Source organism: Dactylosporangium sp. NPDC000555 (genome assembly GCF_040300025.1).
Lineage (GTDB): Bacteria > Actinomycetota > Actinomycetes > Mycobacteriales > Micromonosporaceae > Dactylosporangium.
Map to the genome: position 1 here is coordinate 338,478 of NZ_JBEPDB010000001.1, position 14,732 is coordinate 353,209.

16 protein-coding genes are annotated in these 14,732 nt (G+C 72.0%); 12 read left to right on the forward strand and 4 right to left on the reverse strand.

Annotated elements, in window-relative coordinates; translation table 11 throughout:
* Window positions 1–56 precede the first annotated feature (56 nt).
* From ABT297_RS01745 to truA, 9 genes are all read left to right on the forward strand, one after another.
* The gene (locus tag ABT297_RS01745; protein WP_350543426.1) at window positions 57–566 is read left to right on the forward strand and encodes a DUF1707 SHOCT-like domain-containing protein; all 510 of its coding nucleotides are present in this window, start codon (window positions 57–59) and stop codon (window positions 564–566) included.
* A 210-nt stretch (window positions 567–776) separates the two neighbouring features.
* A complete protein-coding gene (gene infA, locus ABT297_RS01750) occupies window positions 777–998 on the forward strand; it encodes a translation initiation factor IF-1 (protein WP_007073013.1) in 222 nt (73 codons plus the stop codon).
* A gap of 81 nt (window positions 999–1,079) precedes the next feature.
* Window positions 1,080–1,196: a 50S ribosomal protein L36 gene (gene rpmJ, locus ABT297_RS01755; RefSeq protein ID WP_014687778.1), complete on the forward strand. Its 117-nt coding sequence runs from the start codon at window positions 1,080–1,082 to the stop codon at window positions 1,194–1,196.
* Window positions 1,197–1,374: 178 nt separating this feature from the next.
* Entirely contained in the window at window positions 1,375–1,755 is a 381-nt protein-coding gene (gene rpsM, locus ABT297_RS01760; RefSeq protein WP_350543438.1) for a 30S ribosomal protein S13, read from the forward strand.
* Between the two features lie 43 nt (window positions 1,756–1,798).
* Window positions 1,799–2,209, forward strand: coding sequence for a 30S ribosomal protein S11 (rpsK, locus tag ABT297_RS01765; RefSeq protein ID WP_350543440.1), 411 nt, complete (start codon window positions 1,799–1,801; stop codon window positions 2,207–2,209).
* A gap of 19 nt (window positions 2,210–2,228) precedes the next feature.
* Window positions 2,229–2,855 (forward strand): 30S ribosomal protein S4, encoded by a 627-nt coding sequence (gene rpsD, locus ABT297_RS01770; RefSeq protein ID WP_350543442.1) that lies wholly within the window; start codon window positions 2,229–2,231, stop codon window positions 2,853–2,855.
* Window positions 2,856–2,989: 134 nt separating this feature from the next.
* Window positions 2,990–4,012, forward strand: a complete 1,023-nt coding sequence (locus ABT297_RS01775; RefSeq protein WP_350543444.1) for a DNA-directed RNA polymerase subunit alpha — start codon at window positions 2,990–2,992, stop codon at window positions 4,010–4,012.
* Window positions 4,013–4,061: 49 nt separating this feature from the next.
* Window positions 4,062–4,610, forward strand: coding sequence for a 50S ribosomal protein L17 (gene rplQ, locus ABT297_RS01780; protein ID WP_350543446.1), 549 nt, complete (start codon window positions 4,062–4,064; stop codon window positions 4,608–4,610).
* A 70-nt stretch (window positions 4,611–4,680) separates the two neighbouring features.
* Complete coding sequence (gene truA, locus ABT297_RS01785) at window positions 4,681–5,490, forward strand: tRNA pseudouridine(38-40) synthase TruA (RefSeq protein WP_350543448.1); 810 nt, start codon at window positions 4,681–4,683, stop codon at window positions 5,488–5,490.
* A gap of 26 nt (window positions 5,491–5,516) precedes the next feature.
* Here truA and ABT297_RS01790 read toward each other — a convergent pair whose 3' ends face one another.
* Complete coding sequence (locus ABT297_RS01790) at window positions 5,517–7,904, reverse strand: hypothetical protein (protein ID WP_350543450.1); 2,388 nt, start codon at window positions 7,902–7,904, stop codon at window positions 5,517–5,519.
* A 135-nt stretch (window positions 7,905–8,039) separates the two neighbouring features.
* Between ABT297_RS01790 and ABT297_RS01795 the strand changes: the two genes are divergently transcribed.
* From ABT297_RS01795 to ABT297_RS01805, 3 genes are read left to right on the forward strand one after another with little or no spacing between them, the layout of a single operon-like run.
* Window positions 8,040–8,654, forward strand: coding sequence for a class I SAM-dependent methyltransferase (locus ABT297_RS01795; RefSeq protein ID WP_350543452.1), 615 nt, complete (start codon window positions 8,040–8,042; stop codon window positions 8,652–8,654).
* A gap of 28 nt (window positions 8,655–8,682) precedes the next feature.
* Complete coding sequence (locus ABT297_RS01800) at window positions 8,683–10,350, forward strand: ABC-F family ATP-binding cassette domain-containing protein (protein ID WP_350543454.1); 1,668 nt, start codon at window positions 8,683–8,685, stop codon at window positions 10,348–10,350.
* Between the two features lie 56 nt (window positions 10,351–10,406).
* Window positions 10,407–10,652 (forward strand): DUF2630 family protein, encoded by a 246-nt coding sequence (locus tag ABT297_RS01805; protein ID WP_350543456.1) that lies wholly within the window; start codon window positions 10,407–10,409, stop codon window positions 10,650–10,652.
* 16 nt (window positions 10,653–10,668) lie between these two features.
* On the opposite strand, the gene ABT297_RS01810 is transcribed toward ABT297_RS01805, so the two are convergent.
* Genes ABT297_RS01810 through nirB form a run of 3 tightly spaced genes read right to left on the reverse strand, consistent with a single transcriptional unit; the run spans window position 10,669 to window position 14,623 of the window.
* A complete protein-coding gene (locus tag ABT297_RS01810; RefSeq protein ID WP_350543458.1) occupies window positions 10,669–11,811 on the reverse strand; it encodes a uroporphyrinogen-III synthase in 1,143 nt (380 codons plus the stop codon).
* Window positions 11,808–12,164 carry a nitrite reductase small subunit NirD gene (nirD, locus tag ABT297_RS01815; RefSeq protein WP_350543460.1) on the reverse strand — a complete coding sequence of 119 codons (357 nt, stop codon included), beginning with the start codon at window positions 12,162–12,164 and terminating at the stop codon, window positions 11,808–11,810. The genes ABT297_RS01810 and nirD overlap by 4 nt, the downstream gene beginning before the upstream one ends.
* Window positions 12,161–14,623 (reverse strand): nitrite reductase large subunit NirB, encoded by a 2,463-nt coding sequence (nirB, locus tag ABT297_RS01820; protein WP_350543462.1) that lies wholly within the window; start codon window positions 14,621–14,623, stop codon window positions 12,161–12,163. The genes nirD and nirB overlap by 4 nt, the downstream gene beginning before the upstream one ends.
* Window positions 14,624–14,732 lie beyond the last annotated feature (109 nt).

The following is a 14,732-nucleotide window of genomic DNA, read 5'->3' on the forward strand; positions in this document are numbered from 1 at the left end:
GGTGGAGCCCCCTGCGGGCAGGATGGGATGCTGTCGGCGGAGGCGAAGGGGGAACGGTGGCGGAGCGGCGGGAAGAGCGGCGGGAAGATCTGCGTGCGGCCGACGTGGATCGGCAGTTCGTCGCCGAGCGCCTGAAGGCGGCGCTCGACGAGGGCCGGCTGTCGCTCAGCGAGTACGACGATCGCATCGAGGAGACGTACGCGTCGCGCACCTACGGCGACCTGGATCGCGTCCTCAAGGACCTGCCCGGCTTCCATCCCGTTGCCGGCTCCCAGCTCGAACCGGGTGTGCCCGTCCAGTCGGCCGTTGGCGACCCGGACGAGCGGTCCGATCGCTCCGAAGGCCACAACCCGAAGTGGCTGGTCGGCGTCTGGAGCGCCTGGTTCGTCGCCGTCTCGGTCAACGTGGTGATCTGGGCTCTTGTCAGCATCACCAACCGCGAGGCCGTATACTTCTGGCCGATGTGGGTCGCCGGCCCCTGGGGCGCCGTTCTGCTGGCCACCACCTTCTCGGTGAAGGCGCTGGGCAACAACCCGGACAACCAGAAGCGCTACCGCGACAGTTAGACACCCCCGATTTGGTGCGTCGCCCTCCCACGCGTAGACTTCCCCATTGGCGCAAAGCGTCCACTCCGCCATGCCTCCACGCGCTTCTAGTGGCATGACCGGAGCCGCGGCTGGCTCGAGGACTTCGGCACTGCTCAACGGCACCGCCGATGACCTCGTGAAACGGATGCGAGCGTCGACCACCAGACCCGATGTCAGGTAGCGGAGGACATGCCGAAGAAAGACGGGGCCATCGAGATCGAGGGCCGAGTGATCGAGCCACTCCCGAATGCGATGTTCCGGGTTGAGCTCGCCAATGGCCACAAGGTCTTGGCGCACATCAGTGGCAAGATGCGGCAGCACTACATCCGCATCCTGCCCGAGGACCGTGTCGTCGTGGAGCTCTCGCCCTACGACCTCACTCGCGGGCGCATCGTCTACCGCTACAAGTGATCGGTGTCGGTACCCAGGAAACGGTCGGGTTTTGTCGTGCCCGCTCGTAGCAGCGCGCACGCAGCGAGAGTTAGGCAAACCGTGAAGGTCAAGCCGAGCGTCAAACGGATCTGCAACAACTGCCGGATCATCCGGCGGCATGGCCGGGTCATGGTCATCTGCAGCACTGACCCGCGCCACAAGCAGCGCCAGGGCTGAGTCCCGGGCGCTGCCGGATCCACCGCAACACATTGCATTTGCCCGTTCCAGCCCCGGGCGGCCGCTGTCACGGCGGCGTTCGTGGGCTGCACCCCCGGTCGGAGGCCGGGGCCCGTCTGTGGGCAGACGGGAGCGGAGCGGGCACAGACCTCCGCACACACGAGGAGCACGCCCACTTATGGCACGTCTCGTTGGTGTCGATCTCCCGCGCGAGAAGCGCACCGAGATCGCACTCACCTACATCTTCGGCATCGGGCGTACCCGTGCCGTCGAGACCCTGGCCGCCACTGGCATCGACCCGAACAAGCGGGCCCGGGACCTGACCGATGAAGAGGTCGTGCAGCTGCGCGACTACATCGAGGCCAACTACAAGGTTGAAGGTGACCTGCGCCGCGAGGTCGCCGCGGACATCCGCCGCAAGGTCGAGATCGGCTGCTACGAGGGCATCCGGCACCGCAAGGGCCTGCCCGTGCGCGGTCAGCGCACCCGGACCAACGCGCGCACCCGCAAGGGGCCGAAGCGCACGGTCGCCGGCAAGAAGAAGCCGGGCAAGAAGTAACAGCCGGTTCGAGATCAGAAACGTATCTAGGAGCGCATAGAGAATGCCGCCGAAGGCTCGCGCCGGCGCGACCGCTGTCAAGAAGGTCCGGCGCAAGGAACGCAAGAACGTCGCCCACGGGCAGGCGCACATCAAGAGCACGTTCAACAACACCATCGTGTCGATCACCGACCCGACCGGTGCCGTCATCTCCTGGGCGTCCGCCGGTCAGGTGGGCTTCAAGGGCTCGCGCAAGTCGACCCCGTTCGCCGCGCAGCTGGCCGCCGAGGCCGCCGCGCGTCGCGCGATGGAGCACGGCATGCGCAAGGTCGACGTCTTCGTGAAGGGCCCCGGCTCCGGCCGGGAGACCGCGATCCGCTCGCTGACGGCCGTCGGCCTGGAGGTCGGGCAGATCTCTGACGTCACGCCGCAGCCGCACAACGGTTGCCGTCCGCCGAAGCGCCGCCGGGTCTAAGGGAAGAGACGAAGAGAACATGGCTCGTTATACAGGTGCCGACTGCCGTCGTTGCCGTCGCGAGAAGATGAAGCTGTTCCTGAAGGGCAGCAAGTGCGACGGGCCGAAGTGCCCGTTCGAGTCGCGCCCCTTCCCGCCCGGCCAGCACGGCCGTGGGCGTCCGAAGGAGACCGAGTACCTCCTGCAGCTGCGCGAGAAGCAGAAGGCCCGCCGCATCTACGGCGTGCTGGAGCGGCAGTTCGCCGGCTACTACGCCGAGGCCGTGGCCAAGCCGGGCAAGACCGGTGAGGAGCTGCTGAAGATCCTCGAGTCGCGGCTGGACAACGTCGTGTATCGCGCCGGCCTCGCGTCGTCGCGCGACATGGCCCGCCAGCTGGTCAAGCACGGCCACATCGTGGTCAACGGCCGCAAGGTCGACATCCCGTCGTACCGCCTGCGCGAGCACGACATCGTGCAGGTGCGCGAGAAGTCGCGGGAGCTCACCCCGTTCCAGATCGCGCAGGGCCTCGCGGGCAGCAAGACCGTCCCCGCGTGGCTGGAGTTCATCCCGAGCGAGTTCAAGGTCCTGGTGCACAGCCTGCCCGCGCGGCAGGTCATCGACACCCAGGTCCAGGAGCAGCTCATCGTCGAGCTCTACAGCAAGTAGCACCATCGTCGGCGCCCGGTCTGGGTCGATCTTCGCGAAGCGTCATCGAGCCAGACTGGGCGTAGGGGCCTGACGGCCCCGCCGAAGCGGAGCGCGTCAAATAGCGGGCGCGCAACGAACTGGAGGAACAGAACGTGCTCATCTCCCAGCGGCCCAGCCTCGCCGAAGAGTCGATCAGCGAGGTCCGGTCAAAGTTCACCATCGAGCCGCTCGAGCCGGGCTTCGGGTACACGCTCGGCAACTCGCTGCGGCGCACCCTGCTGAGCTCCATCCCGGGCGCGGCGGTGACCAGCATCAAGATCGACGGCGTGCTGCACGAGTTCACCACGATCCCCGGCGTCAAGGAGGACGTGGTCGAGCTCGTCATGAACATCAAGGAGCTGTGCGTCAGCTCCGAGCACGACGAGCCGGTCTCGATGTACCTGCGCAAGCAGGGCCCGGGCGACGTCACCGCGGGCGACATCCAGCCCCCGGCCGGCGTCTCCGTGCACAACCCCGACCTCAAGCTGGCGACCCTCAACGGCAAGGGCCGGCTCGACATGGAGCTCACCGTCGAGCGTGGCCGCGGCTACGTGACCGCCAACCAGAACAAGCAGCAGGGCCAGGAGATCGGGCGCATCCCGGTCGACTCGATCTACTCGCCGGTGCTCAAGGTGACCTACCGCGTCGAGGCGACCCGCGTCGAGCAGCGGACCGACTTCGACCGGCTCATCATCGACGTCGAGACCAAGGCGTCGCTGACCCCGCGCACCGCGCTGGCCTCGGCCGGCTCGACGCTGGTGGAGCTGTTCGGCCTGGCGCGGGAACTGGACGCCGACGCCGAGGGCATCGACATCGGCCCGTCGCCGCAGGACGCGCAGCTGGCCGCCGACCTGGCGCTGCCGATCGAGGAGCTGGACCTGACCGTCCGCTCCTACAACTGCCTCAAGCGTGAGGGCATCAACTCCGTCGGTGAGCTGATCAGCCGCACGGAAGCCGACCTCCTCGATATAAGGAATTTCGGTCAGAAGTCGATCGACGAGGTCAAGATGAAGCTCGCCGGGATGGGCCTGGGTCTCAAGGACTCCGCGCCGACGTTCGACCCGGCCCACGTCGTGGACTCCTTCGCCGAGGTGGACTACGACGCCGACGACTACCGCGAGACCGAGCAGCTTTAATAACGTCGGCAGCTGCATCACAAGCTGCTGTATTAGAGGAGTCCCAACAATGCCCACGCCCACCAGAGGTCCCCGCCTCGGCGGCAGCCCCGCGCATGAGCGGCTGATGCTGGCGAACCTTGCCACGTCGCTGTTCAAGCACGGTCGCATCACGACCACCGAGACGAAGGCCAAGCGGCTGCGCCCGCTCGCCGAGCAGCTCATCACCAAGGCCAAGCGCGGCGACCTGCACGCGCGCCGTCAAGCGCTCTCCGTGGTGCGGGACAAGGACGTGGTGTTCGCGCTGTTCGACCAGATCGCGCCGCGGTTCAGCAACCGTCAGGGTGGCTACACCCGCATCGTGAAGACGGGCCCGCGCAAGGGCGACGCCGCCCCGATGGCGATCATCGAGCTGGTCGAGGAGCTTGAGGTGGCCGCGCCGAAGGCGCCGCGCACGGCCGCTCGCAAGGCCGCGAAGGCGGACTCGATCGCGGTGCTCGCCGGCGACGAGGCGGAGGAGACCCCGGTCGCCGCCGCCGAGACCGCAGGCGAGGACGTCGCCGAGGCCAAGGCCGCCGACGAGGCGGAGAAGGCGAAGGACGAAGAGACCAAGGCCTGATCACCGGTCGAGGTCCGTCGGCCCGGCACCCTTCGTGGGGTGCCGGGCTTTCCTTTGGGAGTTGTACCGCATGAGCGTGCGCATCCGGCTCGACGTCTCCTACGACGGCACCGACTTCTCGGGCTGGGCCCTGCAGCCGGGCCGCCGGACGGTGGCCGGCGAGCTGCTAGCGGTCCTGGAGCGCCTCTTCGGCACGGTCGAGGGCCTGACCGTCGCCGGCCGCACGGACGCCGGCGTGCACGCCACCGGCCAGGTCTGCCACGCCGACGTGCCCGAGGAGCGCTGGGCGGCCCTCGAGCCGGCGCTCATCCGCAAGCTGTCCGGCCTCCTCCCGCCCGACGTCCGCGTCTTGGCGACCCGCGCCGCTCCCGCCGAGTTCGACGCGCGCTTCTCGGCCCTGTCGCGCCGCTACGAGTACCGCGTCACGGACGCCCCGCACGGCGCCGCGCCGCTGCGCCGCCGCGACACCCTGGCCTGGCCCCGCCCGCTCGACCTAGAACGGCTCAACGCCGCCGCCGCGGACCTCGTCGGCGAGCACGACTTCGCCGCCTACTGCCGCCGCAAGGAGCACGCGAGCACGATCCGCGCCGTGACCCGCATGGACTGGCGCCGCGACCCGGACGGCACGCTGGTGGCCACCGTCGAGGCGGACGCGTTCTGCTGGTCGATGGTCCGCAGCCTGGTGGGCGCTCAACTGGTCGCGGGCGACGGCCGCCGCGCGCCGGACTGGCCGGCGACCCTGCTGACGCGCAGTGTCCGCGCGGACGAGGTGATGGTGGCCCCCGCCCACGGCCTGACCCTGGTCGAGGTGACGTACCCGTCCTCGGCCGAGTCCTTCCGCGAGCGCGCCGCCCAGACCCGCCGCCGCCGCGACCTATAGGCGACGCGCCGGCCGGCCCGTGTGCGTCAGCTCGGCGGTTGCGACCCCGGCAGCGACGCCGCCGGGGCGGCCTCTGGCTGGATGGTCGCGCGGTTCTCGATGATGCCGTTGTCCAGGTACGTCTCGACGATGTCGAACGTGATCTGGCTCGGGTACGGGTCGCCCTGGGCGAAGTTCTTGCCGTCGACGCGGGCGATCACGCAGTACGTGATGAAGTGGCCCTTGTAGTTCCAGCCCAGCTGCGTCGGCGCGCGGACCAGGGCGTCCGTGCCGGTGCCCACGCCCACGCTCATGCCGGCGAAGCGGCCCTTCTGGGCGTCGACGATGGGCCTGATGCCCTCGAAGGTCTGGCCGGCCACCTTCTCGGTGCTCAGGTTGAAGACCCCGGCCGTGACCAGGTACTCCCCGTTCGGCGACTTCATCGTCGCGCGCACGACCTCGCTGCAGCCCCCGTTGGCCAGCAGCTTCGCCAGCTCGTCGGTCGCGGCCACCTTGCAGTCGTTGGACGCCTTCGTCGCCAGGATGACGTACGGCTGCTCGTCCGGCGCGGCCTGGATGTTGTTGCTCGGGAACACCTCGGCCTCGGTCAGCGGCTTCGAGTCGACGTCGCGGCTGCTGATGTCGCGCTTCTTCGGCGCGGACGCCGCGCTGGACTTCGTCGAGTCCGGCCCGTTCTTCTCGTCCTTGAGGATGAACCAGGTGCCCATCACGCAGGCGCCCAGCACCACGAGCACGGCCACGACGCTGAGCAGCGCCACCCAGCGGTGCGGCCGCGGACCGGTGCGGGCCGGGTCGGCGGCCGCGCGAGCCGGCGCCCCGCCGGAGCGATCGTCACGGTCGAAGCGGTCGGGCCCGCCGCCGGGCGGCTCGCGCAGCGCGCGGCGGGTGCCGCCGGAGCTGTAGTCGCCGGATTGCTCCCCGCTGCCGCGCCGCCCCTCGCCGCGCCCACGGGCGGCGGACGGATCGGCGTACGGGTCGTAGCCGGGCATCGCGTCGTCGAGCGCGCGGCGCTGGTGCGGCGGTTCGTCCAGAGCCGGCGGGTGGCGCAGGGCCGCCTCGCGCCGGCGTACGCCGCTGTCCTCACCGGGGCGGAACATGGTCGTCTCGCCCGAATACGGGGCGGCACGCCCGGTCTCGTCGCCCTGGCGGAACATCGTGGTCTCGCCCGCGTACGCGCTGCTACGGCCCGCGGGGCCGGGCTCGCCGCCGAACCCGTTGCGCCGGGTGCCGACCTCGTCACGGTCGGCGCCGAAGGCCGGGGACTCGAAGCCGTTGCCGGTGCGAGGCTCGTCGGACGCGGCACGGCGCCGCCCGCCGAGGTCGCCGGTCCCGGATGCGAGGTCGCCGGTGCGGGGTCCGAATTCGCCGCTGTCGTCGCGGCGACGGCGGCCCGTGGACTCGTCCGCGCCGCGGCGTCCGCCCGTGACGTCGCCGGTGAAGGCGGCGGGCTGGACATCCTCCGCCGGGCGCCTGGACCGCCGGTCGGCACCGCTCGTCGGGGACGGGTCCGGGCGCATGTTCGGGAAGATCGGCACGAGCGGCGGGGGCTCGGTCGGCGGCGCCGCCGACGCGAGATCGGTGAGCGGCTTGATGATCGGCGTCAGCTGCGGGCCGTGATCGTACGACTCCGAGGGGCCATGCTCCGCCTCCTCGCGAGCGCGACGGCGGCCGCGGGACTCGGCGGCCGGCGGCTGGGGGGTGGCTTGGCCGGGTGGAGGGTTCGCCGGGACCGCGGAGCGCCCGTACGTGCCAGGGGCTTCGGCGGCCGGCGGCTGGGCGGTGGCTTGGCCGGGCGGGGGGTTCGCCGGGACCGCGGAGCGCCCGTACGTGCCGCCGGGCGAATCGTCGGCGGCGCGCCGGCGGCCGGACGGGGCAGCTTCCGGTGCGGACCAGCCGTCGAGGTTGGGCCGTCCCGGCGGCGGGGCGGGCGGCAGGGCCGACGGGCCGAAGACGCCGCTGGGGGAGTCGTCGTTGGAGCGCCGGCCGCCGCGCGGGGGCGCACCCGGTGCCCGGGACTCGCCGCTGCCCTCGTAGCCGCCCGGGCGGTCGGCCGCCCGAGGCCGCTGGATCGCCGTGGTCCGATCGGCCGCGTCAGGGCGTTCCGGCGGGCCCGGGCGATCGAAGGATCCGGACCGTTCCGGTGGCCCGGGGCGATCGAACGATCCGGACCATTCCGGTGGCCCGGGGCGATCGAAGGATCCTGAGCGTTCCGGCGGGCCGGGGTGGTCGAACGAGCCGGGTGGAGGGCCGGGGCGATCGAAGGGCGCGGGCTCGGGCGGAGGAGCCGCGAACGGGTCGGGTTCGCCCCGTCCGCCGCCCCGGAGGCCCGCGAGCCAGTTGTCGGCCTCGTCCGCCTCATCCTGGCGGGACGAGTCGGAACGCCGCTTTCGACGCGGCTCGTCCCGAGAAGTCATGTCGCACACAGTAGCCGACGGCGCCAGCCGGTGGCTTGCCGGCGAGGTTTCGCACAATCCGAACAGGTGGCCGCGCGAACGCCCGGTCACCGGTGCGAGGACAATGCGTTGCGAGCCGCGCAGAGGGAGGGCATCTTGGCGGGCGAGCACTATTTCTCGGCCGATCCGGCGGTCGCGCACGAGCGGCACGAGGTCGCGTTCGAGGCCTTTGACCAGGAGTTTCGGCTGACCTCGGCGTCCGGGGTGTTCTCGTGGAGCCGGCTCGATCCGGGCACCGCGGTGCTGCTGTCGCAGGCGCCTCCGCCCGACCCTGGCACGGAAGGGGCGCTGCTGGACCTGGGCTGCGGATACGGGCCGATCGCCGCCGCGCTGGCCGCCGCCGCGCCGAGGGCCGCCGTCTACGCGATCGACGTGAATCAGCGCGCCCTCGACCTGGTCCGCGAGAATGCGGCGGCGCTCGGGGCGGCCGGCCGGATCGTCGCGGCCCTCCCCGACGAGGTGCCGGAGACTGTCAGGTTTGCGCAGATCTGGTCCAACCCGCCGATCCGCATCGGCAAGCCGGAGCTGCACGCGCTGCTGCTGCGCTGGCTGCCCCGGCTGGTGCCCGGCGGCACGGCGTGGCTGGTCGTGGCCAAGAACCTGGGCGGCGACTCGCTGCAGCGCTGGCTCGGCGAGCAGGGTTTCGCGGCCGATCGGTACGCCAGCCACAAGGGGTTCCGGGTGCTGCGCGTGGAAAAATCGCTTCCGTGACCTGCCGCTGCCGCTGAAGCTCTTCAGCGTGGGATATGTGGACGTCGCTGGGGTCGGGCACACGCTGCCGGACGGCCGTGAGCTCTTCTCCGAGGTGTCGTTCCGGGTCGGCGAGGGCGCGAAGGTGGCGCTCGTCGGGCCGAACGGCGCCGGCAAGACGACCCTGCTGAAGATGGTCGCCGGCGACCTGCCGGTGTCTGCGGGCTCGGTCGCGCGCTCCGGCGGGCTCGGCGTGATGCGCCAGTTCATCGGCATGATCGGCGACGATCGCACGCTGTACGACCTGGCGCTGCAGCTCGCGCCGCCGCGACTGGGCGAGGTGGGGCGGCGGCTGGCCGCCGCCGAGCGCGCCGTGCACGAGGCCACCGGGGCCGCCGCGGAGAAGGCCCAACTGCGCTACGCCAACGCTCTCGCGGCGTGGGGCGAGGCCGGTGGGTACGACGCCGAGGTGCTCTTCGACACCGCCAGCGTCGCCGCGCTCGCGCTGACCTGGGACGACACCCGGGACCGGCCGGTGCGCACCCTCTCCGGCGGTCAGCAGAAACGCTTCGCGCTCGAGTTGTTGCTGCGGGGCGAGGACGAGGTGCTCCTGCTCGACGAGCCCGACAACTTCCTCGACGTGCCCGGCAAGCGCTGGCTGGAGGAGCGGCTGCGCGAGTCGCCCAAGAGCGTCCTGTACGTCTCCCACGACCGGGAGCTGCTGGCCCAGTCGGCCGACCGCGTGGTGGCGGTCGAGGGCGGCTCCGCGTGGGTGCATCCCGGCGGCTTCGCCTCCTGGCACGAGGCCCGCAGCGCGCGGCACGAGCGGCTGGACGAGCTGCGCCGGCGCTGGGACGAGGAGCACGAGAAGATCAAAAACCTGGTCCAGATGTACCGCGCGAAGGCCGCCTACAACGACGGGCTCGCCTCCCGCCTGCAGGCGGCGCAGACCCGGCTGCGCAAGTTCGAGGAGGCCGGCCCGCCGCCGGCGCCCCCGAAGGAGCAGGACATCCAGATGCGCCTGTCCGGCGGCCGCACGGCCAAGCGCGCGATCATGTGCGAGCAGCTCGAGCTCGACGGCCTGACCTACCCGTTCGACCTGGAGGTCTGGTACGGCGACCGCGTCGCGGTCCTGGGCGGCAACGGCACCGGCAAGTCGCACTTCCTGCGGCTGCTGGCCCGCGGCGGCACCGACCCCGACGGCCCGCAGATCGGCTCCGGGATCGGTACGGAGCTCGCCCCGGTGGCCCACGGCGGGCAGGTGCGCCTCGGCGCGCGGGTCCGGCCCGGGCACTTCTCCCAGACGCACGACCGCCCCGAGCTCGTGGACCGCACCCTCGCCGAGATTCTCTGGCGCGGCGACGACTGGCGCGACGGGCTGCCCCGCCCGCAGGCGATGCCGGCGCTGTCGCGGTACGAGCTGGCGGGCCAGGCCGACCAGCGCTTCGGCACGCTGTCCGGCGGCCAGCAGGCCCGGTTCCTGGTCCTGCTGCTGGAACTGTCCGGCGCGACGCTGCTCCTGCTCGACGAGCCGACCGACAACCTCGACCTGGCCAGCGCCGAGGCCCTGGAGGAGGGGCTGCGGCGCTTCGACGGGACCGTGGTCGCGGTGACGCACGACCGGTGGTTCAGCCGCTCGTTCGACCGATACGTGCTGTTCCGCGCCGACGGCGAGGTGGTGGAGGTGCCCGAGCCGGTGTGGGAGGGGCGCGGCTGACGGGTGAGGGCGCTGAGGGGCGGCCGCCGCCCGCCGTGTGGTGGATGATGCAACCCATGGATGAGAAGACGTTGATCCACCAGATCTCGACCCTTGTCGACGAGGAGCACAAGCTGCGCACCCAGCTGCAGGCGGGCAAGATCACCGAGCAGGAGGAGCACGACCGGCTGCGCGGGATCGAGGAGCAGCTCGACCAGCTCTGGGACCTGCTGCGCCGCCGGCGCGCGGCGCGGCAGCAGGGCCTCTCGCCGGACGAGGTCGAGGCGCACTCGATCGACGAGGTCGAGCACTACCTGCAGTAGCCGTCGAAGCCGGCGATCAGTCGACCCGCAGTCGGTAGCCCCGCTTCACGACCGTCTGCACGAACGTCGGGCCGCCCAGCGCCGCCCGCAGCCGGGCCACCGCCATCTCCACGGCGTGCTCGTCCGCACCCCTCGGTAGCTCTCGCAGCAGGGCCGCGCGCGACAGCACGCGGCCGGGCGAGGCCGCCAGGGCGCGCAGGACGGCCATGGGGCCGGGGGCCAGCGGCTTGAGCGTGCCGTCGATGATCGCGGCGTGGCCGCGCAGGGTGACGGCCGCGCCCGCGACGTGCAGGGTGGGGGAGCGCTTCGGCAGCTCGTCGACGAGGATGCGCACGAGCGCACCGAGCCGGGCCCGCGCGGGCGCCGTGACCGGCACGCCGAGGCGTTGCAGCGGGGCCGCGGTGACCGGGCCGACGCACGCGGCCAGGACGTCGGTGCGCAGCGCTTCGAGCACGTCCGGGGCCTCCGACGCGGCGACCCGCAGCAGCGAGCCGACCGCGGGCGCGGAGGTGAACGTCACCGAGTCGACGAGGCGCGAGCAGATCAGGTCCACGAGGCGGCGCAGGGGTGCGGGGTCGACCGGCGGAGCCCAGCGGTACACGGGAATCTCCACGACGATCGCGCCGGCGTCGCGTAGCGAGGACGTGAACTCGGGATGCGGTTCGCCGTGCATCTGCACGGCGATCCGCCGGCCCGCGATCCCGCCCGGCAGGGCGGCGGACAGCAGGTGGTCCAGGACCTCGTCGCAGCCCTCGGCGTCCGGGGACCAGGACTCGATCATGCCGGCCGCTCGGACCGCGCCCTTGGCCTTGGGGCCCCTCGCGATCAGGTAGGCCTGGCCGAGCCGCGCCCGCAGCGCCTCGCCGAGGCCCCAGCCCTCGGCGGCCTCGATCCAGCCGCGCAGGCCGATGCCGGTGGTGGCGATGACGATGTCCGGCGCCATTTCGACGCAGGACACCGTGGCCGCCTTGAGCTCGGTGTCGTCGGCGACCGGGACGATGCGCAGGGCCGGGGCGAGCACGACGCGGGCGCCCCGCCGCTCCAGCAGGGCGCCGAGCTCGTCGCGGCGGCGGTCGGCGGTCACCGCCACCGTGAAGCCGGCCAGGGGAAGGTCCTCGCCCGACGCCGGGCGCGCCTCCAGGGTGCTGCCCGCGCTCACGTCGGCTCTCCACCCGTGACGGCCGCCATCCGTACCACGGCGACCTCGACCATGCCGTCGCTGACGCGGACCGGGTAGACCGGCACGCGCACGCCCGGCTCGTCCAGGCACTCCCCGGTGGTCAGGGAGTACACCTGTTTGTGCATCGGCGACGCGACGACCGGTGCGTCGCCGCGGCTGCCCACGATGCCACGCGAGAGCACCGCTGCGCCGCTGAGCGGGTCGAGGTTGCCGATCGCGTGCAGGCTGCCGTCGAAGGTCCGGAAGAGCGCCACCTGTACCCCGTCGATCAGCGCGGCCACGCCGCGTTCCGGCTCCAGGCGCAGGAACGGGCAGATGGCGGTCCACTTCATGGGCGCGCTCCTAGCACTACAGGTACGGGCTGTCCACGTTCGGATACGAAGGAGATCGTCGGGTCCGGGGTGCCCGGCGCGTTCACGAACGACACGAACCGCGCCAGCCGCTCCCGGTCCTCGACCGTCGCGCGCCACTCGTCGATGTAGGAGGAGACGTGGTGCGCCATCATGGCGTCGAGTTCGGCGGCGATGCCGAGGGAGTCCTCGACGACCACCGCGCGCAGGTAGTCCAGGCCGCCCTCCATGCCCTCGATCCAGGCCGCGGTGCGCTGGAGCCGGTCGGCGGTGCGGATGTAGAACACCAGGAACCGGTCGACGACGCGGATGAGCTCCTCGGTGGAGAGGTCCGCGGCCAGCAGGTCGGCGTGGCGCGGGCGGAAGCCGCCGTTGCCGCCGACGTAGAGATTCCAGCCGTTCTCTGTGGCGATGATGCCGAAGTCCTTGCTCCGGGCCTCGGCGCATTCGCGGGCGCAGCCGGACACCGCCGACTTGATCTTGTGGGGCGCGCGGAGGCCGCGGTACCGCAGCTCGAGCTCGATCGCGAGCCCGACCGAGTCCTGCATGCCGTACCGGCACCAGGTCGACCCGACGCAGGACTTCACGGTGCGCAGCGCCTTGCCGTAGGCGTGGCCGGACTCGAACCCGGCCGCGACCAGCCGGCTCCAGATCGCCGGCAGCTCTTCGACGCGCGCGCCGAACAGGTCGATGCGCTGCCCGCCGGTGATCTTCGTGTAGAGGTTGAAGTCCCGGGCGACCTCGCCGATCACGATCAGCTTCTCCGGCGTGATCTCGCCGCCGGGGATGCGGGGGACCACCGAGTAGGTGCCGTTGCGCTGGATGTTGGCCAGGAAGTGGTCGTTGGTGTCCTGCAGCGAGGCCTGCTCGCCGTCCAGGACGTAGTCGTTGTGCAGCGACGCCAGGATCGAGGCGACCGTCGGCTTGCAGACGTCGCAGCCGCGGCCCCGGCCGTGCTCGGCGATGAGCTGCGAGAACGTGCGGATCTCGCGGATGCGGACGATGTCGAACAGCTCGGCGCGGGAGTAGTCGAAGTGCTCGCACAGCGCCTTGCTCGTGGCCACGCCCTGTTGCTTGAGGATCTGCTTGAGCAGTGGCACGCACGAGCCGCAGCTCGTGCCGGCCCGGGTGCACTCCTTGAGCGCGCCGACGTCGGCGCAGCCGTCCGCGATCGCGGCGACCACCTGGCCCTGGGTGACCGCGTTGCAGCTGCAGACCTGCGCCTCGGCCGGCAGGGCGACGTCGCTGGGCGCGTCGCCGGCCAGCAGGGTCAGCGGGTGGCCGGGCAGCGGGCCGCCGACGCTCGCCCGCAGCGTCGGGTAGGCGCTCGCGTCGCCGACCAGGATGCCGCCGAGCAGGGTCTGGGCGTCGTCGGAGAGCACCAGCTTGGCGTAGCGGCCGTTGGCCGGGTCGAGATACACGATGTCGAGCAGGCCGTCGTCCGGCGTCGTCTTCTCGGGCCCAACGCCGAAGCTCGCCACGTCGACGCCGAGGAGCTTGAGCTTCGTGGACGTGTCCGCGCCGGGAAACTCGGCGGCCCCGCCGACGAGCCGGTCGGCCACCACCTCCGCCATGGCGTAGCCCGGCGCGACGAGGCCATAGCAGCGCCCGCCGATCTCGGCGCACTCGCCGATCGCGTAGATCGCCGGGTCCTCGGTCCGGCACCCGTCGTCGACGACCACCCCGCCGCGCGCCCCCGTCGCCAGCCCCATCGAGCGGGCCAGCTCGTCGCGCGGCCGGATGCCCGCGGCCACCACCACGATGTCGGCCGGGACGTGCGCGCCGTCGGACAGGGTCAGGCCGAGCCGCCCGCCCGGGGCCGTCCGGCGGATCGCGGTGGTGCCGGCACCGACGTGCACGCGCACTCCGAGGTCCTCCACGTGGCGGCGCAGGACGGCGCCGCCGGCCTCGTCCACCTGCACGGGCATCAGCCGCGGCGCGAACTCGATCACGTGCGTGCGCAGGCCCAGCAGGCGCAGCGCGTTGGCCGCCTCCAGGCCGAGCAGGCCGCCGCCGATGACCGCGCCGACCTCTCTGCCCTTGGCGTGGTCCCGGATCGCCTCGAGATCGTCGAGGGTGCGGTAGACGAAGACCCCGTCCTGGTCGACGCCGCTGATCGGGGGCACGAACGCCGACGAGCCGGTGGCCAGGACCAGCACGTCGTACTCGTACTCCCCGGCGGCGGTGCGGACCCGGCGCGCCTCGCGGTCGACCGACACGGCCGGCTCGCCGAGTCGCAGGTCGATCCCGTCGGGCACCGCATAGGTCAGTTCCTCGGCGGAGACGCCGTCGAAGTACGCGGAAAGGCGCACCCGGTCGTAGGCGGCACGGCCCTCCTCGGCCAGCACGGTGACGTGCCAGCGCCGCCCGGTGTCGCGGGACTGCAGCGCCTCGACGAAGCGGTGCCCGACCATGCCGTGACCGACGACGACGACCCTCATCGAAGGCCTTGAGTCACTCATGCGTGCCCCCCGGTAAGCCGCGCTTCGGACATGGCCAAAGGCTGCCGGGGGGCGGTTTCGCGCCAAAGTCCCGAATGTTTCACGCCTG